The organism is Mesorhizobium sp. M0244 (assembly GCF_040321795.1).
GTDB lineage: Bacteria > Pseudomonadota > Alphaproteobacteria > Rhizobiales > Rhizobiaceae > Mesorhizobium.
Map to the genome: position 1 here is coordinate 26,336 of NZ_JAMYSE010000021.1, position 21,557 is coordinate 47,892.

The window sequence follows — 21,557 nt, forward strand, 5'->3', positions numbered from 1 at the left end:
GTTCCGCCTTGGATTGAAAGTGCGGATATAAGACGCCGTTCGCGCCGTATTATTCATGCCGGAGGGCAGATCGGTCGCGATTCCTGGTCCTTATGCTAAGATTGCAGGCAACGGATCACGAGCGCCGCTGTTTCGAAGCAATTGGAATAATAAGCCGTTGACTTGCGTTTACGCAAAGAGCACGACGCAAATCCGTGCGGAGGACGTCCGATGAATGCCGGCTTCCCGCGAAACTTGGTCATAGCCGTATTGGCAGCGCTCATGGTGAGCTGCGCTGGCGTTCCGGCGCAGAAAACGGGGACAATAACCGGCTATGGCCCCAACCCCACTTTACCGAAACCAAGGCCTACGCTGATCCCGACCGTTAACATCGCCGAGGCGAAAGGCTGGCAGAACGGCGGTATGCCGACCCCGGCGAAGGGACTGAGAGTGAACGCCTTCGCCACCGGCCTCGACCATCCGCGCTGGCTACATGTGCTTCCGAACGGCGACGTGCTGGTTGCCGAAACCAATGCCCCTGCTAAGCATGACGAAGGCTTCAGCCTGAAAAAGGTCTTCATGGGACTGGCTATGAAGCGGGCCGGCGCCGCGACCCCAAGCGCCAACCGCATCACGCTCCTGCGTGACACCAATGGCGACGGCATTGCGGATGTGCGCAGGACATTCGCCGAAGGCCTCAATTCACCCTTCGGTATGACGCTGTCCAAAGGCAAGCTCTATGTCGCCAATACCGACGCGCTCGTCGCTTTCCCCTACTCCAATGGCCAGACCCAGGTCACCACGCCGCCGGAAAAGATCATCGACTTGCCGGCCGGAGACCTCAACCATCATTGGACCAAGGACGTGATCGCAAGTCCGGATGGACGCACGCTCTATGTCACCGTCGGCTCGAACAGTAACGTTGGAGAAAACGGCATGGCCGCGGAGAAGAACCGCGCCGCCGTCCTTGAAGTGGATTTGTCCAACCGCCGCACCCGGGTCTTCGCGTCGGGGCTGCGCAACCCGAACGGGCTCTCCTGGAACCCTGAAACTGGCGAGCTTTGGGTCGCCGTGAACGAGCGTGACGAGATCGGCGACGATCTCGTGCCGGATTACATGACCTCGGTTCGCGACGGCGCTTTCTACGGCTGGCCCTACAGCTACTACGGACAGAACGTCGACAAACGCGTCAAGCCGCAGCGCCCCGATCTCGTGGCGAGGGCGATCAAGCCCGATTATGCGCTGGGTTCCCATACGGACTCGCTGGGACTTACCTTCTCCAAGGGCGCGCAGCTCGGTCCGGCCTACGGCAACGGCGCCTTCATCGGCCAGCACGGCTCGTGGAACAGAAGCGTGCGCAGCGGTTACAAGGTGATCTTTGTGCCGTTCCGTGCTGGCAAACCGAGCGGTCTCCCGAAGGACGTGCTCACTGGCTTCATCGGGCGGAATGGCACGGCGATGGGCCGTCCGGTCGGCGTTGTTATCGATCAGGCCGGCGCACTGCTCGTCGTCGACGATGTCGGCAATGTCATCTGGCGGGTCAGCCGAGCCAATCGCCGTTGAGCGCAGGCTGGTCGCCGCCATCCGCGTCCGTTCGATGTCGCCGATGCTCACCGCTTCGGCCCGAAGCCGGGATAGGGCTGCAGCGGCACAACGGCGGCAATGTCCATCATGCCGGCCTTGACCAGCGGCAAGGTTGCGAGATGGCGGCGCACGTCGGCATCGCTGCCGGCTTCGAACATCATGCCGCTGCCGGGAATGTCGCCTCGGTTCCAGACCTGACGCATGACACCCTCGGCGTAGAGCGTTCGGCGCTGCTCGGATTCGCCGGGCAGCAGCGGCGCAAAATCGGCGTCGGCGAACTTTTCGGTGTTGCGCGCAAGAAGGGCAAAGAACTGCATCGGAATCTCCTGACGTTGGCAGTTGGAATGGCGAAACTATTCGCCTCGACTGGCCAGACAGTCCAAGACTGATTAGGCTAAAGTTGAGACCTCACGAGACTTGAGCATCGGAGCAAACAATGTTCGACCTGCGCCAGCTCCGCTATTTCATTGCCGTCGCTGAAACCGGCAATGTCGGGCGTGCCGCCGAATTGCTGCATATCTCGCAGTCGCCGCTCAGTCGTCAGATCATGCAGCTGGAGGAGCAACTGGGCGTCGCATTATTCGAAAGGGCGAGGCAGCGCGTTCATCTTAATGCCGAGGGCCGCGCCTTTCTCGCCGAGGCGCGGGCGTTGCTGGCCCATGCAAGGCGGCTGGAGGAGCTCGGCCGCAATCTCGCCAGCGGCACCGTCGGCCGTCTCGCTATCGGCTATGTCGAGGGCGCGGTCCATGCCGGGCTTGTCGCCCGGATGCTGCGTCAGTTTCGCCGCGATCGGCCCGAATTTCATCTTCAACTGAAGGGCCAGCGTTCCGCCGCGCAGATCGAAGCGCTGCGTGAACGATCGCTCGATCTGGGGCTCGTTTACACGCCTCCTTCTGCCGACGATCCCGACATCGCCACCATGCTCATCATGCGCGAGCCGCTAGTGCTGGCATTGCCGGAAGGTGATCCATTGGCCGATATCGCCAACATACGGCCGCAGCAACTCGATGGACGCGCCTGGATCACGGTGGTGCGCCAGCCCGACGACACCAATCGCAGCCAGTTTGTCGCCGCCTGTGCGAAGGCCGGCTTCCTGCCCGACATTGCCTATGAGACGACCGATCCGTTGACGTCGCTGGGGCTGGTCAGCGCCGGGCTTGGGCTGGCGACGGTGCAGGCCAGTCTGCGCAGTGCCGCGCCGCCTCAGATCGTGTTTCGCGATCTGCCGTGGTTCGAACGCACTGTCTCAATCCATCTTGCCTGGCGGCGTCAGGACAAGCGCGCGGTCATCGCAGACTTAAGGAAGGCAGTAGGGCAGGAGTGAATGGTGAATAGTGAATAGTCAGTAGTCAGTAGTCAGTAGTCAGTAGTCAGTAGGGGGATAGACAGGCGCCGGTTCGGAAGGTCTCGTACTTCACTATTCACTATTCACTATTCACTATTCACTATTCACTATTCACTATTCACTCTACATCTTATCAATCACCGACTGCACGCCCTCCGTCGGCGCATCGACGGACGATCCCGCCACCATGATTGCGGCGACGATTGCTTCCGGGTCCTCGACTACCAGGGGCTTGACCCGCTGCGCGGTGTGGATGAAGCCTTCCGTTGCCATGTGGTCGAGCAGCGTCAGCATCGGATCCCAGAACCCTCCGACGTTACCGAAGACGATCGGCTTGCGGTGATGGCCAAGCTGCGCCCAGGTCATGATTTCGACGATCTCCTCGACCGTGCCGATGCCGCCGGGCAACGCCACAAAGGCGTCGGATTTCTCGAACATCCTGTGTTTGCGCTCGTGCATATTGTCGGTGATCACGAGCTCGTCGAGCCGGTGAAGCGCGGTTTCGGTCGCCTCCTTGTTGATCAGAAAACGCGGAATGATGCCCGTTACCTTGCCGCCGGCCTTTAATGCCCCCTCAGCGACGGCACCCATGATACCTTTGGTGCCGCCGCCATAGATCAGACGCAGGCCGGACTTGGCGATCGAGCGGCCAAGCAGGTGTCCGGCCTTGATATAGGTTTCATCACGGCCCGGAGACGAGCCGCAATAGACGCAGACAGATCGAATCGTGTTCATGTGATGATTGGTGATAGGGACTATTGGCGTGGTCAAGCCCTGGGGCGGGCTTTTTCTTGTCGGCTTTGGCAAAACAGGCTAGACCGAAATTAGGTGGCTAAGGGGCAGGGAAACATGAAAATCAATCCATTGAAGGCGTTTTTGTTCGCGGCCGGAGGCTCTGTCGCCGCGGCGGGAACCGCCTACGTATCGGGCGCACTCGACCCGTATCTCAATTCCATCCCGCCGGCGGAAGTCGCGGCACTGACGCCGCCGGCTTCGAAACCGGCCGCTCCGGCGACCGAGAGCCGGCTGCCAGCAGCGCCCGCCGCGTCCACCGATGCGGCGACGCCCGCCGCGCCGGCCGCCGCAGGTGCGATCGTGCCGACCTTCGACATCGTGCGCGTCGAAAGCAACGGCTCGATCGTCGTCGCCGGCAATGCAGCGCCCAATGCCAAGGTCGAGATCCTCAACGGTTCGACTGTGCTCGGCTCGACGGTCGCCGGTCCCGATGGCGCCTTTGCGATTATTCTCGACGATCCGCTGAAACCCGGCGACTATACGATCACGCTGCGCTCGACGACCGGCAATGTCCTGACCGTGTCGCCGCAGACCGCCGTCGTTTCGCTCCCCCAGAATTCCACCGGCCAGGTGCTGGCGATGGTCGAAGAGCCGGGCAAGCCGTCCGAACTGCTCACCGTTCCGGCCCCTGAGGCAAAATCTGACGCATCGCCGCCTGCCGGCGAACAGGCGGCCGTTCAGCCACCCGCCACCGGCACCGAACTGCCGGCTGCGGCAGCGCCGGCGCCAGCCGCCCCGGCGGCTGATGTTCCAGCAGCGCCTGCGCCTGCTGCGCCGGCCGCTGTTGGAGCAGCGCCGGCTCCGGCAGCGCCCGCCATACCGGCAGCGCCTGCTGCTCCCGCGGCGGAGCCCAAGATCGTCGTCGAAGCCGTCGAAATCGACGGCAACAAGATTTTCGTTGCCGGCCTCGCCGATCCCGGCCGCAAAGTGCGCGCCTATGCCAACGATATCCTGCTCGGAGATGGCAAGACCTCGCCCGACCGCCACTTCCTGGTTGAAGCGACACGCGACATCCCGGTCGGCACCTACACCATCCATGTCGATGCGCTCGACGCCGACGGCGTGAAGGTGGTGGCCCGTGCCGCCGTGCCGTTCGAGCGCGAGCCGGGCGAGGCGATTGCCGCCGTCGCGCCGGCCGAGCCGAAGCCTGCCGAGATAAAACCAGCCGAGCCGAATGCTCCGGCGACCGAAGACGCGCCGGCTACACCGGCAACGGCCGCCGAAACGCCTCCTGCCACCGAGGCTCCGGCCGAAATGGCCGTCGCAACGCCTGCGGGCGAAACTCCCGAGACCGTGGCGCCTCAGCTCGAACATGCCGATGGCGCAGTCATTATCCGCCGCCATGACACGCTGTGGCGGATTTCGCGGCGGGTCTACGGCCAGGGCATGCGCTACTCGACCATCTATCTCGCCAACCAGGACCAGATCAGTAATCCCGATCGCATCTGGCCGGGGCAGGTGTTCAAGGTGCCGGAGAAATCGAAGGAAGGCGAGCCCGCCGATCTCAAGGCAATGGGCGACCAGATGACGACGGCCCCAGTCAAGACCGAGTAGCCATTCTGCCCATCAGGGCAGCTTGCGGCAGGACCCATCATCGTTTATCGCCGATAAACGATGACCAAATCCCCCCTCGAAACGGACGGAAGCCGCGCGGCAGACAAATGCGCGCCCATTAGCTGCACGCCGGACAGCCGGGCCGTCGCCGTTCGGCTTGCGGCGCTTTCGCATCCGGCGCGGATCGAAATTCTCAAACACCTTTCCGCCAATCGTTCCTGCTGCTGCCGCGAGGTCGTCGAGCATTTCGATCTGGCGCAGTCCACCGTTTCCCAGCACCTGAAGATCCTGGTCGAAGCCGGGCTAATCCGCTTCGAGCCTGACCGCCAGCGCTCGCGCTATGAACTCGACCGTGCCGCGCTCGCCGACGTTTCCGCATCGCTAGCCGCACTCGTCAATTCCTGCTGCAGCGCCAGCTAAGAAATACGAAAAGGCAATAAGAATGGCCGAAAAGACCGTCTCCGCCGATTCCGGCTCGACCTTCGGAACGTTGCGCAATCTTTGGCCCTATATGTGGCCGGCCGACCGCGCCGACCTAAGGGCGCGGGTGGTGTGGGCAACCGTGCTGCTGGTCGTCGCCAAGCTGACCCTGGTGGCCGGACCCTATTTCTTTAAATGGGCGACCGATGCGCTGGCCGGCGACTCCAAATCTGCGCCGCCGCTGCCGGTCTTTCTGCTGGCGCCGGTCATGCTGGTCGTCGCCTACAATGCCGTGCGGCTGGTGCAGCTCGGCTTCAACCAGTTGCGCGACGCCTTGTTTGCACGGGTCGGCCAGCATGCCGTGCGCCGGCTCGCCTTCCGCACCTTCGTGCATATGCACGAACTGTCGCTGCGCTTCCACCTCGAACGGCGCACCGGCGGCCTGTCGCGGGTCATCGAGCGCGGCACCAAAGGCATCGAGACGATCGTCCGCTTCACCATGCTGGCGACGGCGCCAACGATCGTCGAATTCGCGCTCACCGCCGGCATTTTCGCCGTTACCTATGGCTGGCTCTACGTGCTGGTGATCGCGGTCACGGTCTCGCTCTATGTCTGGTTCACCGTCAGGGCGAGCGACTGGCGTATTTCGATCCGCCGCGAGATGAACGATAGCGACAACGAAGCCAGCACGAAGGCGATCGACTCACTGCTCAACTACGAAACAGTCAAATATTTCAACAACGAAGCCATGGAGGCCGAGCGCTTCGACCGTTCCACGGCGCGTTACGAGCTGGCTGCGACCAAGACCTGGACCTCGCTCGGCTGGCTGAACTTCGGCCAAGGCGTGATCTTCGGCATCGGCATGACCGTCGTCATGGTGATGTCGGCGCTCGAGGTGAAGGCAGGCACACAGAGCGTCGGCGATTTCGTCTTCGTCAACGCCATGCTCATGCAGCTTTCGGTGCCGCTCAATTTCATCGGCATGATCTACCGCGAAATCCGCCAGGGCCTGACCGACATCGAGAACATGTTCGATCTGCTCGACGTCAAGCGGGAGATCGTCGATCGGCCAGGCGCCAAGCCACTGGTCGTCGATGCCGGCAAGGTCGAGTTCCGTGACGTGCATTTTTCCTACGACCCCAACCGCAAGATCCTGAAGGGCATCAGCTTCGAGGTGCCGGCCGGCAAGACGGTGGCCATTGTCGGCCCCTCCGGAGCCGGCAAGTCGACCATTTCGCGGCTTTTGTTTCGCTTCTATGACATCCAGCGCGGCAAGATTCTGATCGACGGCCAGGACATTCGCGACGTGAAGCAGGAGAGCTTGCGTGCCGCGATCGGCATGGTGCCGCAGGACACGGTGCTGTTCAACGACACCATCGCCTACAATATCCGCTACGGCCGCATGGGCGCCAGCGAGGACGATGTGCGCAAGGCGGCAGAACTGGCCCAGATCGGACCGTTCATCGAGCGGTTACCCGACGGCTACCGTTCAATGGTTGGCGAGCGCGGGCTGAAACTGTCTGGCGGCGAGAAGCAGCGGGTGGCGATCGCCCGCACCATCTTGAAGGCGCCGCCGATCCTGATGCTCGACGAGGCGACCTCGGCGCTGGACAGCCACACCGAGCAGGAGATCCAGGCGGCACTCGATCTGGTCAGCCAGGGTCGCACCACCATCGTCATTGCCCACCGGCTGTCGACGGTGATTTCGGCCGACGAGATCATCGTCCTGCAGGACGGCCAGATCGCCGAGCGCGGCACCCATGCCGCCTTGATGACCAAGCGCGGCCTCTATGCGTCGATGTGGGACCGGCAGCGCGAGGCGACGGAGGCCGAGGAGCGGCTGCGCATTGCCCGCGAAAGCGACGAGTTCGGCGTCGTCGTCCGCCGCCGCACCTCGGAGGTGAGCTGAAAATTCGTGCTTGACCTCAACTTAAGTTGAGATCGTAGGTCGTTTTGGATCGCAGCAAGAATGCGTGGTTCAAAACGGAGACAATCGATATGAGTGGGATAAACCAGGCAGCTAATGGCGGCAGCGTGTTCAGGGTCGACAAGTTTGTCGTTCCGGCCAACGCCCGCGAGGAGATCCTTGCCAAGGTCCGGATAACACATGAACTACTGCGCCGGCAGCAAGGATTCGTCCAGGATTTCCTGCTTGAGCAATTCTCGGGGCCAGGCGAGGTCAACCTCGTGACCATTGTCGAATGGGAAGGGCAGGCCGCCGTCGACAAGGTCGTGCCGATCATCAAGACTGCGCATGAGCGCATGGGCTTCAATCCTCAGGAGACCCTGGCACGACTTGGGGTCAAGGCCGATATCGCCAACTATCAGCGGATTCCCGGCGTGTAAGTTCTCTACGGCCAGCCGGCGCCCGGTGCGGGAGCCTCGATGCTGAGCACTTGGCCGGTACGGGAATCGCTGATCATATGTTCGAAGCCGCGCCATTCGGCGGCGACGATGAACAGCGTTTTTCCCTCGCTGCCGCCGAGCATGCAGGCAAAGCAGCCGCGATCGACATCGACGCTTTCGAGCATTGCGCCGCCCTCGCGTACCCGCACGCAATGCCTGTTGGGAACGTCGGCATACCAGGCCGCACCTTCGGCATCGAGGCAGATGCCGTCGGGAAAACCGTTGCCGAGATTGGCCCAGACCCTCCGGTTGGAGAGGCTGCCATCGGCAGCGACGTCGAACGCAGTCAGCCTGTTGGCGTGGGATTCGGCAACGACAAGCGTCTTGTTGTCAGGCGTCATCGCCATGCCATTGGCAAAGGCGAGGTTCTCAGCCACCTGCCGAACCGAGCCATCAGGCGCGACCAGCACGATGGTGCCGGGGCCGAAATGCTGGCCGGGAGCAGGCGCCGGCCCTCCGCCATTGACATAGATGTTGCCGCGTCCGTCGACGACGATCTCGTTCCACGGGCTCTTTGACAGGGGTCTCAGATCGGCATGGATGACTAGCGTCCCGTCCGTCTCCTGTCTGAGGATCAGCCCTTCGCGGCCGGACACGACAAGCAGCCGCCCGTCCGGCAGCCAGTCGATGGAATAAGGCAGGGTGGCCGGTACGGTAAGCACGATCTCGCTGTTGCCTTGGCTATCGACGGCGATGATCTGGCCCGTGCCCCAGTTGCAGAACCAAAGCCTGCCATCATGCCAGCGCGGCGACTCGCCGAACGCCAGGCCGTTCATCACTAGTCGCGCTTGCCTGGCTGCTGATTTCTGCATGGGCCGTGAACCTCCGGGTTGCGCAAATCGTCGTGGCCGAAAGGCTGACGAGAGGTGCTGTCTTTCCAAGGACGGGCGGGGGCGCCTCGTGCCGACAATCGCGATGAACATATTTCCGGTTGACCACTTCAGCAGTCCGGATGCCGCTGGCACTCCTGAGGCGGCACGCCGCCGTCACCCGACCGCCGGATTGCCGCGTTGCGACTGCGGGGTGTTTCCGCTATTGAGGCCGGACCTGAAACCAAGGTTGTCCTCATCCTATGAGCCTTGTCGACACGATCAAGAATGCGTTCGTTCCGATCCATCGCGAGGGTTATCCCTTTATCGCTGCGTTCGGCGCAGCGACGCTGTTTCTTGGCTATTTCTCCTCGACCCTGTTCTGGATCGGTCTCATCCTGACCGCCTGGTGCGCCTATTTCTTCCGCGATCCCGAGCGTGTCACGCCGATCGACGACCGCCTGGTGGTGAGCCCGGCCGACGGCATCGTCTCGGCGGTCGGCCCGGCCGTGCCGCCGCGCGAGCTTGGCCTCGGCGGTGGTGAAATGACCCGCATCTCGGTATTCATGAACGTCTTTTCCTGCCACGTTAACCGCTCCCCGGTGCGTGGCCGCATTTCCAGGATCGAGCATCGGCCAGGAAAATTCCTCAACGCCGAACTCGACAAGGCAAGCACCGAGAATGAACGCAACGGGCTGGTCATCGAAAGCCCCAACGGCACGGTGGCCGCGGTGCAGATCGCCGGCCTGGTGGCGCGGCGCATCGTCTGCTGGGCCGAGACCGGCGGCGCCATCGGCACCGGCGAGCGTTTCGGGCTCATCCGCTTTGGCTCGCGCGTCGACGTATTCCTGCCCTCGACCGCGACGCCGCGCGTCGCCGTCGGCCAAACGGCGGTTGGCGGTGAGACGGTGCTGGCGGAATTCGGCGGCGTTGCCGCAACGCCGCTCGTGCGGAGCTCCTGACCGGGGGCCCCGCCGTTCAAGAAATTCGAGGCGCATGGCGGCGGCGGCCCGCGCATCCGCGAAATCCCGATGCGCATGGTGCTGCCCAATCTGGTCACCGTGCTCGCCATCTGCGCCGGCCTGTCCGGCATCCGCTTCGGCTTCGAAGGCCGCTTCGAGCCGGCGGTGGTGATGGTGCTGCTCGCCGCCTTCCTCGACGGTATCGACGGCCGCCTGGCGCGAATGCTGAAGGCGACCTCCAAATTCGGCGCCCAGATGGATTCGCTGGCCGATATCGTCAATTTCGGCGTGGCACCGGCGCTGGTGCTTTATGCCTTTCTGCTCGACAGGGCTGGCTCGCCGGGCTGGATCGCGGCGCTCCTGTTCACGATCGCCTGTGGGATGAGGTTAGCTCGCTTCAACGTACTTGACGAAGAGATCAACCGTCCGCAGTGGCAGACCGAATATTTCGTCGGCGTGCCGGCGCCGGCGGGTGCGGTGCTGGTGATGCTGCCGCTCTATCTGTTCTTCCTCAGGCTTGGCCTTGAACCCAGCCGCTTGGCGGCCTTCATTGCCACCGGCTTTACAATATTAGTGGCGTTCCTGCTGGTCAGCCGACTGCCCGTCTATTCCGGCAAGAGCGTCAGGATACCGGGCGACAGGGTGCTGCCGATCATCCTCGCCGTCGTCCTCTACGTGCTGCTTTTGATGACCTATCCCTGGTATACGCTGACGGCGTCGGTCGCCGGCTATCTGCTCTTCTTGCCGTTCAGCGTGCGCGCCTACTCCAGACGCGCCAAGCGCGAAGGCGAGAAGGTGCCGTCTTCCGACATCGGCTGACAGATTTGTTGCCAAATTCGCCCTGCGCCTGGCAGTGCAAGATTCCGAAAAAGGTCATCAGTTTGGATTAGGGAGCCGCTCGCAGAGCACGCGGCGCAGTGGAACGTGCGTTTTGGGAACTTGCTGGGCGCCTTGACCGTTTGTGGATAAATGCGTCCAAGCGGCAGCTCGGGATTGCGTCGCCAAGGTCGCCTAACAGGCGTAGAACCTGAGGAAAAAGCGAGGAGAAATGGCTGTCATCCTCATCGGCGCGCTGCTGACTGTCGCCGGCCTTGTATATATGGCGGTCGCAGCCGTCATGCGCGGGCGGCTCAGCGATCCGACCCCCTTTTCCACCGCTCGGCACAGCCCGACGCCAAATCTCGCAACACCAGGCCCAACCCTGGAGCCGCGACGGCGCGGGCTCCGTTTTCTCGGCCTTTCACAGAATTGGCCGGGCCTGCTGATGATGGCGGTCGGCGTCATTCTGCTGTTATCGGTAGCGGTCCTCTAGAGTTTTCGACGAGGTCTGGAAAACTTCAGGCGGCAGCGCTCAGTCCCAGCCTCTCGAGTGCCAGTTTTCTAGTCGAGACATAGTCGGTTTTGCCAGAGCCCAGCACCGGGATCTCCTCGACCTTGACGATGTCGTTCGGCACCATCAGTTCGGCCGCCCCGGCTTTTTTGCCGAATTCGCGCAATTCGTCGGGATCGGCATTGCCGGCGGTGGTGACCAGAACGATGCGCTCGCCGCGCCGCTTGTCCGGCACCGCCACCACGGCGTGATGCTCTTCCGGCCACAGCGACTGCACCAGCAGCTCGACCGCACCAAGCGACACCATCTCGCCGGCGATCTTGGCGAAGCGCTTGGCGCGGCCGCGAATGGTGATAAAGCCTTCGCGATCGACCGACACGATATCGCCGGTGTCGTGCCAGCCTTCGAGCGGCTGCAGTTCGCCCGGCCGATCGCCGGTCATGTAGCCCATCATCAGGTTCGGCCCGTCGAGCCACAGCCGGCCGGCGTCGCTGATGCCTTCGACCGGTTCCAGCTTCATGCGCATGGCCGGCAGCAGCCGCCCGACGGTGCCGTCGCGACCGTGGAGGGCGGTGTTGACGGCAACCACCGGTGCGGCCTCGGTCAATCCGAAACCTTCGATGATCTCGGCCTGGAAGCGTTCGCGATAAACCCGGCGCGTCTCCGGCTTCACCGCCTCGGCACCGGCGACGACGAAGCGCAGGCTGGAAAAATCGCCGTCCTTGGCGGTGCGGGCATAGTTGGCGAGGAACGTGTCGGTGCCGAACATCACGGTTGGGCGGACCTTGCGCGCCACCTCCGGAATAAGCTTGTAGTGGAGAGGTGAGGGGTAGAGGAACAGCTTTACTCCGGTGACCAGCGGCAGGATGGTGCCGCCCGTCAGGCCGAACGAGTGGAACACCGGCAGCACGTTGAGTAGGATGTCGGCCGGCGAGATGGTGATGCGGGCTTCGGCCTGCATCGCATTGGCAAGAAGGTTCCGGTGCGACAGCACCACTGCCTTGGGTGTGCCTTCCGAGCCGGAGGTGAACAGGATCACCGCCGGCTTGGCCGCATCCTGGCGTTGCAACGGCCAGCGCCACAGCAAGGCGGCTGCGAGCTTGTCTAGCGCGGTCACGCTTGCGCGAACATCCTCCAGCCACAGCAGTTTCGCCCCGCCTTTTTCCACCGCCTCGACGATGTCGGCGAGGTTGGCCTTTTCGACAAAGGCGCGTGAGGAGACCACGGTGCGGATTACCGCCGTGCGGATGGCGGCGGTGACGCTCGCCGGGCCGGCGGTATAGTTGATCATCGCTGCCACCCGCGCGGCCGACAAAACACCGACGAACGACAGCACGACGCCGTTGGCGTTGGGCAAGAGCAGCCCTACCGCTTCGCCCGGCGCGGTAATTGCCTCGAAGCGGCAGCCCAAAACCCTGGCGCCGATAAACATTTTCCGGTAGCTCAGCGCACCACCGACGACGTCCTCGATAATCGCATGCGAGGCGCCGACGCGGTCGGCGGCATCACGCATGGCAAGGAACAGCCCTCGGTCGAGATCATTGCCGAAAAGCCTGGCCTCGGCGAAGCGATCGAACAGCGCATTGGTATTGGAGGCCTGATCGGGGTTCCGCGCCACCAGCTCGGCGATGGTCATCGGCTCCAGCACGCTGATCGACAGCCGCGGAAACCAATGGCGCGGCGCCTTGTCCGCCGGCGTCAGCGACGCCGGCAGGCTGCGCGCCCCGGCAACGAAGATCGGCACGATGCGGGCGTCGGCCTGCATGGCGATACGGGTGATGGCACGAAACAACCGAAACGACTTGACGTCGGGCTCGACCGCATCCGGCAGGTAAACGGCGAGCCGGCCCTTGCCCTTCAGCACCCGCACCAATCTGCGGCTGACGAAGACATGCTCGGCGTTGAAGCCGATGGTGCGGCCAAGCTCGCGCCACGGCTCCAGCCACGGCGATCTGGCCGAAGCCTGGTCGAGGATGTGCAGCGTGTCCTCCGGCAGCAGCGACAACATCAGCGCCGGCTCGATGCGCGACTGATGCCAAATGACGTAGATGACCGGGGCCGCCGACTTGCGGGCAATCTTGACGCGCTCGTCACTGAGCCGGTAGGCGAGCTTGAACGGCACGTAGAGCAGCGCCTGGCTCAAGCGCAGGCCGAGGCGGAACTTCTCCACCACGCCGATCAGCAGCCAGGCCGCGACAAGACCCGCAAGCAGCGCCAGTGTCAGGATCATCGCCGCATCTCCCAACAATCTCACGTCGCGGCTCTTCGGTGGCCGCTTCGGGTGAGAACCTAGCCGAAGTTGGATCAACGTCAATGCGGCTTCATTCTTCCTTCTCTCTTGTCACCCTTGTCACCAGTGGGCTCGGCCGCCTTCTCCATAAAAGGCAGCTACGCCGCCTTCATCCTTCCGCTGATGAAGCGGAATTCCTGCGTCTTGCCGCCAAAGCCATAGGCGGCCGCCGGCACTTCGTGCACGAGGGCGTAGCTTTCCTCATGCACCTTGCCCAGCAACCGGCCGAATGCGGCGAAGATTGCCTGCAGATATGCTTCCAGTTCGAGCTTGGTGTTGGTGCCGTCGACAACCTTGATGTCGAGCCAAGCCGTGTTGGCGCCGTGCTGGGCCAGCGACTTGCCGCCGGCGAACCAGTGCTCGGGGTCGTGATAGGAAATGGCAACAGCTGTGATCGTCGGGTCCTTGCGCAGATGCGTGGCCGTCAGTTCGGTCAACTCCTTGGCAATAGCGGCGGACAAAGCGGCATCGGGCTTGCCGGTAACGCTGACATTGATGATCGGCATGTTTCTTCTCCTCGGTTTCAAGTGGCGTCTCTTCGCCGTCGACAAATCATGCCATCATTCTTGCGTCATGAAAATCGAATTGTTTTTGATAAATACTTTGATATTATCGAATTATGCAGGCGCTCGATCCCGACCTCCTCAAGACTTTCCTCGCGTTCGTCGATGGCGGCTCGTTGGCGCAGGCTGCGTCGATCGTCGGCCGCTCGCCGTCCGCAGTGACCGCGCAGATGCAGCGGCTGGAGGATGTTGTCGGCGAACCGCTGCTGGTGCCGCAGGGGCGAGGCCGTAGCCTGACGCCGGCGGGCGAGGATCTGGTCGGCCATGCGCGGCGCATTCTTGCTGCGCACCGCGATGCATGGCTGGCGCTGAAGGGGGCGCGTGCCAATGGGCGCGTCGCCATCGGCACGACGCAGGATTTCGCCGACAGCGGCTTGCCACAACTTCTCAGGGCCTTCGCTGTCAGCCATCCGCGCGTCAGGATCGAATTGCGCGTCGGCCGCTCCGCCGAACTGGCGCAGGCTCTGCAAGCCGGCACCCTTGATCTGGCCATTGCCATGCGACAGGTGCCGACGCGGGACGAAGTCGGCGTGCTCAGGGAGCCAATGATCTGGCTTTGCTCTCAGAACGGGCTGGCCACCCGCCAGAAGGAATTGCCCTTGGCGCTGCTCGATCCCCATTGCGGGTTTCGCGAAGCGGCGACCAGTGCACTGGATGCGGCCGGCCGTCGCTACCGCATTGCTGCCGGGAGTGCCAGCCTGGCCGGCCTGCGTACGGCGGTGCACGCCGGCATCGCCTTAACGTTGAGGACGGCGCGCTTCGCTCATTCCGGCATCGTCGAGGCGCCGCGCGATCTTGATCTGCCGCCGGTGCCGATCGCGGAATTCGCCATCCGCTTGCGTGAGGACGCCGACCGGCCGGCGCAGGATCTGGCCGCGTTGTTCAGCGGCAACCTGGCCTTGGCCAATTGAGCCAGCAAAGAAAAAGCCGACCTTGCGGTCGGCTTCTGAGTAGGACGGGCCGAGGGGTTTGGGGGGACTTGGGGTGGCCCGTCGCAGCCATAATGCCTGAGCCCGATGATGGTTCCATGACTTTTCAAATTTATTTTCAGGAACGGATTTCCCGTGATCGGACCACCAACTCGCCCTCGGGCGCGGCGAGGATTTGGTCAGGCATCCGCAGCGCGCTGCCTGGCCATCAGCCAGTCGCGGCCGGCGTGAGCGAACACCGCGCAAAGTACGATGGCGCCGCCGACCATGCTGGCGGGCGGCGGGATCTCTGCGAGGAACAGGAAGGCGAACAGGATCGCGAATGGCACTTCGGCCGAACCCAGCAATCCGGACTCGGCTGCCGGAATGAGCCGGGCGCCCTCCGTCCACAGGATCGAGGCCAGCGCGAACGAGGAGCCGAAGGTGGCTAGAAGCACTGCGTCCGTGGCCGAGACGGCCAGCGGATCGGTGACGAACCAGCCGAGCACGAACAGAAGGAATGCCGACACCGCACCCGCCCACACCACAGGCGTATCGCGAAAGGCGCGCACCATGATCATGTAGAGAGCGCTGCCGATCGTCATCAGCAGCGCCAACCCGTCGCCGAACAGATGGCCGGTGCCGAAGCCCGACCAGACCATGATTGCCACCCCGCACAGTGACACGGCGGCGGCGGCAAGCGTCTGCAGCCGGAACGGTTCGCGCACCAGCAGCAAGGCCAGCAGCGCGGTGACGAAAGGGGCGGTGGCATAGATGATCGCGACATTGGCGACAAAGGTGAACTTGAACGCCGAGATGAAGGCGATGCTGGCGAGCGCGCCCTCGATCGCCAGCAGCCAGCCGCGCCAGCCGAGCCGCAGGCTGTCGCGACCGCCGGAGCGGTGGCGGCGCCATAGCACATAAAGGCTGATCAGGATCGAGCCAACGAAGCCGCGCCAGCAGGTAATGGTCAGCGGGTCGGCATGGATCGATTTGGTCAGCACGCCGGTGAGGCCGAAGACGGCCGCCGACGCCGAGACCAGGATGATGCCAAGGGTACGTTCGCGGGCGCTTTCCACCGTGCCTGGCATGTCCAGCGATTCCGTCATCTCACCAGCCTACGCTGCCCAGTCCTGACACCATAGTGTCAGCAACGGTTGCCTCATTCTAAAGCCGCTTGCGGAAGTGTTCGTTGCCGATGATCAGCAGGCCGGCCGTAAAGATCAGCGCGGCTCCGAGAAGTACCTCGCGGCGCGGCACGTCGCCCCAGATCGCAAAGCCGAGCGCGAAGGCCCAGACCAGGGACGTGTATTCGAACGGCGCCACGATCGACACCGGCGCCCGCTTCATACCTTCGAACAAGAGGTATTGCGCGACGCCGCCCAACGCGCCGACGCTGAGCAGCAGCAGCATCTGGTTCCAATCGGGTCTCTGCCACAAAAGCAGGGCCGGCACCGCCGAAAACACCAGGAAGTAAAAATTATTGAGGATGAGCTGGATTGTCGTGCGCTCTGCCATCGCCGTCTTGCGCAAAAGCACGATGGCGATGCCCCAGAGCAGGGCGGCGGCGAGCACCAGCAGCATCGGCATCGACAGACCGAGATGGGCGGGGTCACAGGCCACGAAGACTCCGGCAAAACCGATCAGAACCGCCAGCCAGCGCAACATCGGCACTTTTTCACCGAGCATCAGCACCGAAAGCACGGTGACGATGATCGGCGCGGCATAATAGATGGTCGTTAGTTCTGCCAACTGGAGATATCTGGCGGCGTTGTAGTAGCAGAGCCAGGCGGCGAGTGTGAAGGCGCTGCGCACGAACATCGGCCTGACGATCCGCGAGCGTGCAGTGTCGTCGAACAGCTGGCGCCCGCCAAATGCCGCACATGCGATGAGAACGATGGCGCTCCGGATGAACATGATCTGCCAGACACTTATGCCGACGACCAGCAGCTTGATCGAGGCGTCCTGCATCGAAAACAGCAGGTAGGCAGCCCCGGTGAACAGGATGCCGGCAAGAACCCTTTCGCGGGTGTCCAGAATGGCGATATCGGCCATATGTCCGGCGGCCTTACGAATGTGTTGCGAGAGACGGTGTGAAGGCGTTGGATGTCGGGCGCCCGTATCGTCAGGCTATACGGGCGAAATCTTGCCAAGCGCTACGCCAGCGGGGACTTGCGTTTGGGGCAGGCGGCATCGCCGTTGCGCAGCGATGCCGGGCAACTATGGGAGAGAAACGAAAATGGACGCGATCGCATTGAAGGCCATGCAGGCGCCGCTGAAGGAGGCCTATCGCGACGACGCCTCGCGCGCGCTGATTACTCTACGGGCCAAGGGCTCGATCGACGACCAATCGATCGCCTGCAAGGTCGAGACGGGCCGGGCGCTCGCCGTTGCCGGGCTGCATCCGGCAACCGGCGGTTCCGGCCTCGAACTCTGCTCCGGCGACATGTTGTTGGAGGCGCTGGTGGCTTGCGCCGGCGTCACGCTGAAGGCGGTGGCCACGGCGCTGGAATTCAAGCTTGGGGCCGCTACGGTGGAAGCCGAAGGCGATCTCGACTTTCGCGGCACGCTTGGCGTGGCAAGGGATGCGCCGGTTGGCTTCCGCGCCATTCGGCTGACATTCGGTCTCGACACCGACGAGCCGCAGGAGCGCATCGATGCGCTGATCAAGCTGACCGAGCGCTACTGCGTGGTGTTCCAGACCATCAACCAGAAGCCAGAACTGACCGTGAACGCACGGCGCTGAGGTTGCTGATGTCCCCCCTTGAGGGGGAGATGGCCGGCGGCCAGAGGGGTCGCCACGCGTGGAGCGCCAGCGTTCCTTTGTCCGCGATGGAGAGCCGCGTCAGGACGTGCCGACCCCTCTGCCGCCTTCGGCGACATCTCCCCCTCGAGGGGGGAGATTAAGCTCTACTGCGCCGACGGCTCCTCGGCATCGCCCTCGTCGGTGAATGGCGAGGCGCTCGGCACGCACTGCACCGACCAGCCGGCCGGCGTCGGCTGCTTCTGGTATTCGGTGACGGCGGAGGTGCATTGTTCGCGGGTGTCGAAGGTGCTGGGCAGCACGACCATGCCGCCTTGCGGACCAGCAATGACCAGATACCAAACCAACGCTACGCTCGGAGCCGCCATAGGATTTCCTCAATTTGTTTGTTGTGGGAGTCGACGCGATCCTATCAACTCCGGACAAGCGGCGAAAGCTGGGCCGGAGCGCGGCGTAAAGCCACGGCATCACAGCCGCGTGATATCGCCCATCTACTCCGGCTGCCGGTAGGTGACAAAGCGGTTATGCTTGGCTTGGAAGATTAGTCCCGTCTCCTTGAGCTCAGGATCAGCCAGCGGCACGATGCGCTTCGCGATCTCCGAGGGATGCGGCAGCGTTTCCGGATCCTCGCCGGGTACGGCCTGCGCCCGCATCGCAGTGCGCGTCGCACCTGGGTCGGCGGCGTTGACCCTGAGCGGCAGGTTTTCCGTCTCATGCGCCCACGAACGCATCATGGTCTCGACCGCCGCTTTCGACGCTGCGTAGGGGGCCCAGAAGGCGCGTGCCGTATGGGCGGCGTTGGAGGACAGCACGATGGCGCGGCCGGCGTCGGAGAGCCTGAGCAGCGGGTCGACCGAGCGGATCAGCCGCCATGTCGAAGTGACGTTGATGGTCATCACCTTTTCGAAGGTCTTGGCCTCGACATGGCCGATCGGCGAAATGACGCCGAGCACCGCGGCGTTGGCGACCAGTATGTCGAGCTTGCCCCAGCGCTCGTGGATGGCGCCGCCCAGCCGGTCTATCCCCGTCATGTCGGCAAGATCGAGCGGGACCAGCGTCGCCTGTCCGCCACCCGCCTTGATCTGGTCGTCGAGCTCCTCCAATCCGCCGACGGTGCGGGCAACCGCAATCACATGCGCACCAGCGGCGGCAAGTTCCAGGGCGATGAAGTAGCCGATGCCGCGCGAGGCACCGGTGACGACCGCGACGCGGCCGGAGAGGTCAAGGGCAGAAATCATGAGGTCACTCTGAAGATCAAAGGTTACGGAGACCAGCTACTATCATAACCGGTCGGAAACCAGATTCCCCGACGCAGGTAATGGCCGATATTCGGCCTGACATGGTTCTGGTCCAGGGTGTCCAGATCGGGGATGATCTCGATCCTGTAGGCGGTTGGAAATTTTCCGCTGGCAAACAACCGTGTTTTGGCGAGATCTACCGCATCCGTTTCGTCTTCTGCGGTGATGCCGACGCCCATCGGAAAACCGTGGCGGCGTCCTTCTTCAAAATCCAGCCAGAACAGCTTCAGCATTGAAGCAGCGTCTGCTAAGACCCGCCCGCCGCCAACAGCGACAGCGTGCGCACATTGTCGGAGCCTTCGAAATCGGCAAGCCGGGTCGGATACTGGCCGGTGAAGCAGGCATCGCAGAATTGCGGCTGCTCGTTGTCGCGGCTGGCTTCGCCGACGGCGCGGTAGAGCCCGTCGATCGAGAGGAAGCCAAGCGAATCGACGCGGATGAACTCGGCCATCTCCTCCACCGACATGCGCGATGCCAGCAGCTTCGATTTCTCCGGCGTGTCGACGCCGTAAAAGCAGGAGGCGCGCGTCGGCGGCGAGGCAATGCGCATATGCACTTCCTTGGCGCCGGCATCGCGCACCATCTGCACGATCTTCTGGCTGGTGGTGCCGCGCACGATGGAATCGTCGACCAGCACCACACGCTTGCCTTCGATCATGCGGTGATTGGCGTTGTGCTTGAGCTTGACGCCCATGTGGCGGATCGAATCGCCGGGCTGAATAAAGGTACGGCCGACATAATGGTTGCGGATGATGCCGAGCTCGAACGGAATGCCCGCGGCCTGCGAAAAGCCGATTGCCGCCGGGGTGCCCGAATCCGGCACCGGCACGACGATGTCGGCCTCGACGGGGCTTTCCAGCGCCAGCTCGGCGCCGATGCGCTTGCGCACTTCATAGACATTGCGGCCTTCGACCGACGAATCCGGCCGCGCGAAATAAACATATTCGAAAATGCAGAAGCGGGTCTTTTGCGGCTCGAATGGAAACAGGCTCTCGATGCCCTTGCTGGTGACGACGACCATTTCGCCTGGCTTCAGGTCGCGCACGAAACGCGCCCCGATAATGTCGAGTGCGCAGGTCTCCGAGGCGAGGATCCAGGCTCCGTCGAGATCGCCGAGCACCAACGGGCGGATGCCGAGCGGATCGCGGCAGCCGATCATCTTCTTGGCCGTCATCGCCACCAGCGAGAAGGCGCCTTCGACCTGGCGCACCGCATCGATGAAGCGTGAGTTGAGGTCGCGCTCCTTGCTGGTGGCAACCAGATGCAGGAGCGTCTCGGTGTCGGAGGTGGAAGAGAAGATGGCGCCCTGCTTCTGCAGCGCGCGCTGCACGGTCATGGCGTTGGTGAGATTGCCGTTATGGGCGACGGCGAAGCCGCCGTCGGCAAGTTCGGCGAAGAACGGCTGGATGTTGCGCATGCCTGAGCCGCCGGTGGTGGCATAGCGTGTGTGGCCGATGGCACGGTTGCCTTGCAAGCTGTCGATGACACGCTGCTTGGTAAAGGTGTCGCCGATCAGGCCGACATGGCGTTCGACATGGAATTGAGTGCCGTCATAGGAAACGATGCCGGCCGCTTCCTGGCCGCGATGCTGCAGTGCGTGCAGGCCGAGTGTCACGATGGCTGCGGCGTCCTGCCGGCCGAAAATGCCGAACACTCCGCATTCATCATGGAAATGGTCGTCGGCTTCGGCGGAAAGCACGTCGTCTGCGTCTGCCACTGAGGCTGCCATTGGGGCTCAAGCTCCGCTAAAGTCGCCATATAAGGTCATAGCGCATCGAAAGCAACGCACGTCGTGCGGCGTTCACATAATCGACAGTCTTGATGCCCGTCGGTTTGCCGAAATCAGTTTGCCGGCGCCGGATTGGCCGGCGGGGTTGCGGGCGCATTGTCGGCAGGTGGCGCGTCGCTGTCATCGGGTGCCGGAGCGGTGGCGTCGTCGCCGGCGGCAGGTGCTTCCGCTGCAGGCGCGTCGGGGGCCAGAGGCGTCTCGACAGCCGGCTGATTCGGGTTGAGCTTGTTGAGGATGGCGTTTTCCGGATCCTCGGGCAGCAGGCTTTCCACCTTGGCGCCGATCGATTCGAGCAGCGGCCGCGATTTGGCGTTGGCAATCCAGCCTGGAGCCTTGGCGCCGGCCAACCAATTGAAAAACAGCAGCGCGACAGCGACGACCAGGATGCCGCGCGCCGCGCCATAGAGGAAGCCAAGTGTGCGATCGAGCGCACCGATTCTGGAATCGATGATCCAGTCGGCGAGCTTCATGGTGATGACGGAAACGACGATCAGCGCGACAATGAAGACGATACCGGCGGCCGCCGCCATGGCGGCCTTTTCGTTGTCGACATAGGGCTGAATGTAAGGCAGCACCGGCTTGTAGAAGAAGAAGGCCGCCGCCGCCGCAGCTGCCCAGGAGATGATCGACAGGATTTCGCGTGAAAAGCCGCGAACCATGGCCAGCATCGCCGAGACCAGGGTGAAGCCGACGAGAATTCCGTCAAGCAGCGTAATCGGCATGTTTTTCGCCCCACTCCGATCTCTTTTTCACGACTCGAC

23 protein-coding genes are annotated in these 21,557 nt (G+C 63.2%); 11 read left to right on the forward strand and 12 right to left on the reverse strand.

Translation table 11 applies throughout. The features are described from left to right. The first annotated feature begins 210 nt into the window (after positions 1 to 210). Positions 211 to 1,542 carry a PQQ-dependent sugar dehydrogenase gene (locus NKJ08_RS15420; protein ID WP_352782244.1) on the forward strand — a complete coding sequence of 444 codons (1,332 nt, stop codon included), beginning with the start codon at positions 211 to 213 and terminating at the stop codon, positions 1,540 to 1,542. 47 nt (positions 1,543 to 1,589) lie between these two features. Here the strand turns inward: NKJ08_RS15420 and NKJ08_RS15425 are convergent, their stop codons facing one another. Further along, positions 1,590 to 1,880, reverse strand: coding sequence for a muconolactone Delta-isomerase family protein (locus tag NKJ08_RS15425; protein ID WP_352527894.1), 291 nt, complete (start codon positions 1,878 to 1,880; stop codon positions 1,590 to 1,592). 119 nt (positions 1,881 to 1,999) lie between these two features. Here NKJ08_RS15425 and NKJ08_RS15430 point away from each other — a divergent pair, with 119 nt between their 5' ends. After that, positions 2,000 to 2,887, forward strand: coding sequence for a LysR family transcriptional regulator (locus NKJ08_RS15430; RefSeq protein ID WP_352527892.1), 888 nt, complete (start codon positions 2,000 to 2,002; stop codon positions 2,885 to 2,887). 144 nt (positions 2,888 to 3,031) lie between these two features. On the opposite strand, the gene NKJ08_RS15435 is transcribed toward NKJ08_RS15430, so the two are convergent. Then, the gene (locus NKJ08_RS15435; protein WP_352527890.1) at positions 3,032 to 3,643 is read right to left on the reverse strand and encodes an LOG family protein; all 612 of its coding nucleotides are present in this window, start codon (positions 3,641 to 3,643) and stop codon (positions 3,032 to 3,034) included. 114 nt (positions 3,644 to 3,757) lie between these two features. Here NKJ08_RS15435 and NKJ08_RS15440 point away from each other — a divergent pair, with 114 nt between their 5' ends. The 4 genes from NKJ08_RS15440 to NKJ08_RS15455 all read left to right on the forward strand — a co-directional run bounded on the left by NKJ08_RS15440 (position 3,758) and on the right by NKJ08_RS15455 (position 8,023). Next, the gene (locus NKJ08_RS15440; RefSeq protein ID WP_352782247.1) at positions 3,758 to 5,257 is read left to right on the forward strand and encodes a LysM peptidoglycan-binding domain-containing protein; all 1,500 of its coding nucleotides are present in this window, start codon (positions 3,758 to 3,760) and stop codon (positions 5,255 to 5,257) included. Positions 5,258 to 5,317: 60 nt separating this feature from the next. Further along, complete coding sequence (locus NKJ08_RS15445) at positions 5,318 to 5,677, forward strand: ArsR/SmtB family transcription factor (protein WP_352527887.1); 360 nt, start codon at positions 5,318 to 5,320, stop codon at positions 5,675 to 5,677. Positions 5,678 to 5,699: 22 nt separating this feature from the next. Then, positions 5,700 to 7,586 (forward strand): ABCB family ABC transporter ATP-binding protein/permease, encoded by a 1,887-nt coding sequence (locus NKJ08_RS15450; RefSeq protein ID WP_352778178.1) that lies wholly within the window; start codon positions 5,700 to 5,702, stop codon positions 7,584 to 7,586. An 89-nt stretch (positions 7,587 to 7,675) separates the two neighbouring features. Further along, a complete protein-coding gene (locus tag NKJ08_RS15455; RefSeq protein WP_352778181.1) occupies positions 7,676 to 8,023 on the forward strand; it encodes an antibiotic biosynthesis monooxygenase in 348 nt (115 codons plus the stop codon). A 5-nt stretch (positions 8,024 to 8,028) separates the two neighbouring features. Here the strand turns inward: NKJ08_RS15455 and NKJ08_RS15460 are convergent, their stop codons facing one another. Further along, positions 8,029 to 8,895 (reverse strand): SMP-30/gluconolactonase/LRE family protein, encoded by an 867-nt coding sequence (locus tag NKJ08_RS15460; protein ID WP_352782250.1) that lies wholly within the window; start codon positions 8,893 to 8,895, stop codon positions 8,029 to 8,031. 260 nt (positions 8,896 to 9,155) lie between these two features. Between NKJ08_RS15460 and NKJ08_RS15465 the strand changes: the two genes are divergently transcribed. The 3 genes from NKJ08_RS15465 to NKJ08_RS15475 all read left to right on the forward strand — a co-directional run bounded on the left by NKJ08_RS15465 (position 9,156) and on the right by NKJ08_RS15475 (position 11,166). Next, positions 9,156 to 9,854, forward strand: coding sequence for a phosphatidylserine decarboxylase (locus tag NKJ08_RS15465; RefSeq protein ID WP_352782252.1), 699 nt, complete (start codon positions 9,156 to 9,158; stop codon positions 9,852 to 9,854). Positions 9,855 to 9,923: 69 nt separating this feature from the next. Further along, a complete protein-coding gene (locus NKJ08_RS15470; RefSeq protein ID WP_352782254.1) occupies positions 9,924 to 10,673 on the forward strand; it encodes a CDP-alcohol phosphatidyltransferase family protein in 750 nt (249 codons plus the stop codon). 229 nt (positions 10,674 to 10,902) lie between these two features. Beyond that, on the forward strand, positions 10,903 to 11,166 hold the full coding sequence (locus NKJ08_RS15475; protein WP_352527876.1) for a hypothetical protein: 264 nt from the start codon (positions 10,903 to 10,905) through the stop codon (positions 11,164 to 11,166). Positions 11,167 to 11,191: 25 nt separating this feature from the next. Here the strand turns inward: NKJ08_RS15475 and NKJ08_RS15480 are convergent, their stop codons facing one another. Beyond that, the gene (locus NKJ08_RS15480) at positions 11,192 to 13,414 is read right to left on the reverse strand and encodes an AMP-binding protein (RefSeq protein WP_352782256.1); all 2,223 of its coding nucleotides are present in this window, start codon (positions 13,412 to 13,414) and stop codon (positions 11,192 to 11,194) included. 158 nt (positions 13,415 to 13,572) lie between these two features. Then, positions 13,573 to 13,980 carry a tautomerase family protein gene (locus NKJ08_RS15485; RefSeq protein ID WP_352527872.1) on the reverse strand — a complete coding sequence of 136 codons (408 nt, stop codon included), beginning with the start codon at positions 13,978 to 13,980 and terminating at the stop codon, positions 13,573 to 13,575. Positions 13,981 to 14,093: 113 nt separating this feature from the next. Here NKJ08_RS15485 and NKJ08_RS15490 point away from each other — a divergent pair, with 113 nt between their 5' ends. Next, positions 14,094 to 14,948 (forward strand): LysR substrate-binding domain-containing protein, encoded by an 855-nt coding sequence (locus NKJ08_RS15490; RefSeq protein ID WP_352527870.1) that lies wholly within the window; start codon positions 14,094 to 14,096, stop codon positions 14,946 to 14,948. A 197-nt stretch (positions 14,949 to 15,145) separates the two neighbouring features. On the opposite strand, the gene NKJ08_RS15495 is transcribed toward NKJ08_RS15490, so the two are convergent. Both NKJ08_RS15495 and NKJ08_RS15500 read right to left on the reverse strand, forming a co-directional pair. Further along, positions 15,146 to 16,054, reverse strand: coding sequence for a DMT family transporter (locus NKJ08_RS15495; protein ID WP_502896118.1), 909 nt, complete (start codon positions 16,052 to 16,054; stop codon positions 15,146 to 15,148). A gap of 58 nt (positions 16,055 to 16,112) precedes the next feature. Continuing rightward, positions 16,113 to 17,000 (reverse strand): DMT family transporter, encoded by an 888-nt coding sequence (locus NKJ08_RS15500; RefSeq protein WP_352782258.1) that lies wholly within the window; start codon positions 16,998 to 17,000, stop codon positions 16,113 to 16,115. 184 nt (positions 17,001 to 17,184) lie between these two features. On the opposite strand from NKJ08_RS15500, the gene NKJ08_RS15505 reads away from it, so the two are divergent. Beyond that, the gene (locus NKJ08_RS15505; protein WP_352527866.1) at positions 17,185 to 17,691 is read left to right on the forward strand and encodes an OsmC family protein; all 507 of its coding nucleotides are present in this window, start codon (positions 17,185 to 17,187) and stop codon (positions 17,689 to 17,691) included. A gap of 164 nt (positions 17,692 to 17,855) precedes the next feature. Here NKJ08_RS15505 and NKJ08_RS15510 read toward each other — a convergent pair whose 3' ends face one another. The 5 genes from NKJ08_RS15510 to NKJ08_RS15530 all read right to left on the reverse strand — a co-directional run bounded on the left by NKJ08_RS15510 (position 17,856) and on the right by NKJ08_RS15530 (position 21,518). Next, positions 17,856 to 18,077 carry a hypothetical protein gene (locus tag NKJ08_RS15510; protein WP_352527864.1) on the reverse strand — a complete coding sequence of 74 codons (222 nt, stop codon included), beginning with the start codon at positions 18,075 to 18,077 and terminating at the stop codon, positions 17,856 to 17,858. Positions 18,078 to 18,200: 123 nt separating this feature from the next. Further along, a complete protein-coding gene (locus NKJ08_RS15515; protein ID WP_352527862.1) occupies positions 18,201 to 18,947 on the reverse strand; it encodes an SDR family NAD(P)-dependent oxidoreductase in 747 nt (248 codons plus the stop codon). A 23-nt stretch (positions 18,948 to 18,970) separates the two neighbouring features. Then, positions 18,971 to 19,240, reverse strand: coding sequence for a hypothetical protein (locus tag NKJ08_RS15520; RefSeq protein WP_352527860.1), 270 nt, complete (start codon positions 19,238 to 19,240; stop codon positions 18,971 to 18,973). 14 nt (positions 19,241 to 19,254) lie between these two features. Further along, positions 19,255 to 20,724 (reverse strand): amidophosphoribosyltransferase, encoded by a 1,470-nt coding sequence (gene purF, locus NKJ08_RS15525; protein ID WP_352527858.1) that lies wholly within the window; start codon positions 20,722 to 20,724, stop codon positions 19,255 to 19,257. Between the two features lie 125 nt (positions 20,725 to 20,849). Continuing rightward, on the reverse strand, positions 20,850 to 21,518 hold the full coding sequence (locus NKJ08_RS15530; protein ID WP_352527856.1) for a CvpA family protein: 669 nt from the start codon (positions 21,516 to 21,518) through the stop codon (positions 20,850 to 20,852). Between the last annotated feature and the right edge of the window lie 39 nt (positions 21,519 to 21,557).

Excerpts from the sequence above, each read along its gene's own strand:
- NKJ08_RS15420 (WP_352782244.1), top strand. The coding sequence starts at position 211 with ATGAATGCCGGCTTCCCGCGAAACTTGGTCATAGCCGTATTGGCAGCG.
- NKJ08_RS15445 (WP_352527887.1), top strand. The coding sequence starts at position 5,318 with ATGACCAAATCCCCCCTCGAAACGGACGGAAGCCGCGCGGCAGACAAA.
- NKJ08_RS15530 (WP_352527856.1), bottom strand. The coding sequence starts at position 21,518 with ATGCCGATTACGCTGCTTGACGGAATTCTCGTCGGCTTCACCCTGGTC.
- NKJ08_RS15430 (WP_352527892.1), top strand. The coding sequence starts at position 2,000 with ATGTTCGACCTGCGCCAGCTCCGCTATTTCATTGCCGTCGCTGAAACC.
- NKJ08_RS15510 (WP_352527864.1), bottom strand. The coding sequence starts at position 18,077 with ATGGCGGCTCCGAGCGTAGCGTTGGTTTGGTATCTGGTCATTGCTGGT.
- NKJ08_RS15480 (WP_352782256.1), bottom strand. The coding sequence starts at position 13,414 with ATGATCCTGACACTGGCGCTGCTTGCGGGTCTTGTCGCGGCCTGGCTG.
- NKJ08_RS15470 (WP_352782254.1), top strand. The coding sequence starts at position 9,924 with ATGCGCATGGTGCTGCCCAATCTGGTCACCGTGCTCGCCATCTGCGCC.
- NKJ08_RS15465 (WP_352782252.1), top strand. The coding sequence starts at position 9,156 with ATGAGCCTTGTCGACACGATCAAGAATGCGTTCGTTCCGATCCATCGC.
- NKJ08_RS15450 (WP_352778178.1), top strand. The coding sequence starts at position 5,700 with ATGGCCGAAAAGACCGTCTCCGCCGATTCCGGCTCGACCTTCGGAACG.
- NKJ08_RS15485 (WP_352527872.1), bottom strand. The coding sequence starts at position 13,980 with ATGCCGATCATCAATGTCAGCGTTACCGGCAAGCCCGATGCCGCTTTG.
- NKJ08_RS15425 (WP_352527894.1), bottom strand. The coding sequence starts at position 1,880 with ATGCAGTTCTTTGCCCTTCTTGCGCGCAACACCGAAAAGTTCGCCGAC.
- NKJ08_RS15490 (WP_352527870.1), top strand. The coding sequence starts at position 14,094 with ATGCAGGCGCTCGATCCCGACCTCCTCAAGACTTTCCTCGCGTTCGTC.
- NKJ08_RS15435 (WP_352527890.1), bottom strand. The coding sequence starts at position 3,643 with ATGAACACGATTCGATCTGTCTGCGTCTATTGCGGCTCGTCTCCGGGC.
- NKJ08_RS15495 (WP_502896118.1), bottom strand. The coding sequence starts at position 16,054 with ATGACGGAATCGCTGGACATGCCAGGCACGGTGGAAAGCGCCCGCGAA.
- NKJ08_RS15500 (WP_352782258.1), bottom strand. The coding sequence starts at position 17,000 with ATGGCCGATATCGCCATTCTGGACACCCGCGAAAGGGTTCTTGCCGGC.
- NKJ08_RS15515 (WP_352527862.1), bottom strand. The coding sequence starts at position 18,947 with ATGATTTCTGCCCTTGACCTCTCCGGCCGCGTCGCGGTCGTCACCGGT.
- NKJ08_RS15440 (WP_352782247.1), top strand. The coding sequence starts at position 3,758 with ATGAAAATCAATCCATTGAAGGCGTTTTTGTTCGCGGCCGGAGGCTCT.
- NKJ08_RS15460 (WP_352782250.1), bottom strand. The coding sequence starts at position 8,895 with ATGCAGAAATCAGCAGCCAGGCAAGCGCGACTAGTGATGAACGGCCTG.
- NKJ08_RS15505 (WP_352527866.1), top strand. The coding sequence starts at position 17,185 with ATGGACGCGATCGCATTGAAGGCCATGCAGGCGCCGCTGAAGGAGGCC.
- NKJ08_RS15455 (WP_352778181.1), top strand. The coding sequence starts at position 7,676 with ATGAGTGGGATAAACCAGGCAGCTAATGGCGGCAGCGTGTTCAGGGTC.
- NKJ08_RS15520 (WP_352527860.1), bottom strand. The coding sequence starts at position 19,240 with ATGCTGAAGCTGTTCTGGCTGGATTTTGAAGAAGGACGCCGCCACGGT.
- NKJ08_RS15475 (WP_352527876.1), top strand. The coding sequence starts at position 10,903 with ATGGCTGTCATCCTCATCGGCGCGCTGCTGACTGTCGCCGGCCTTGTA.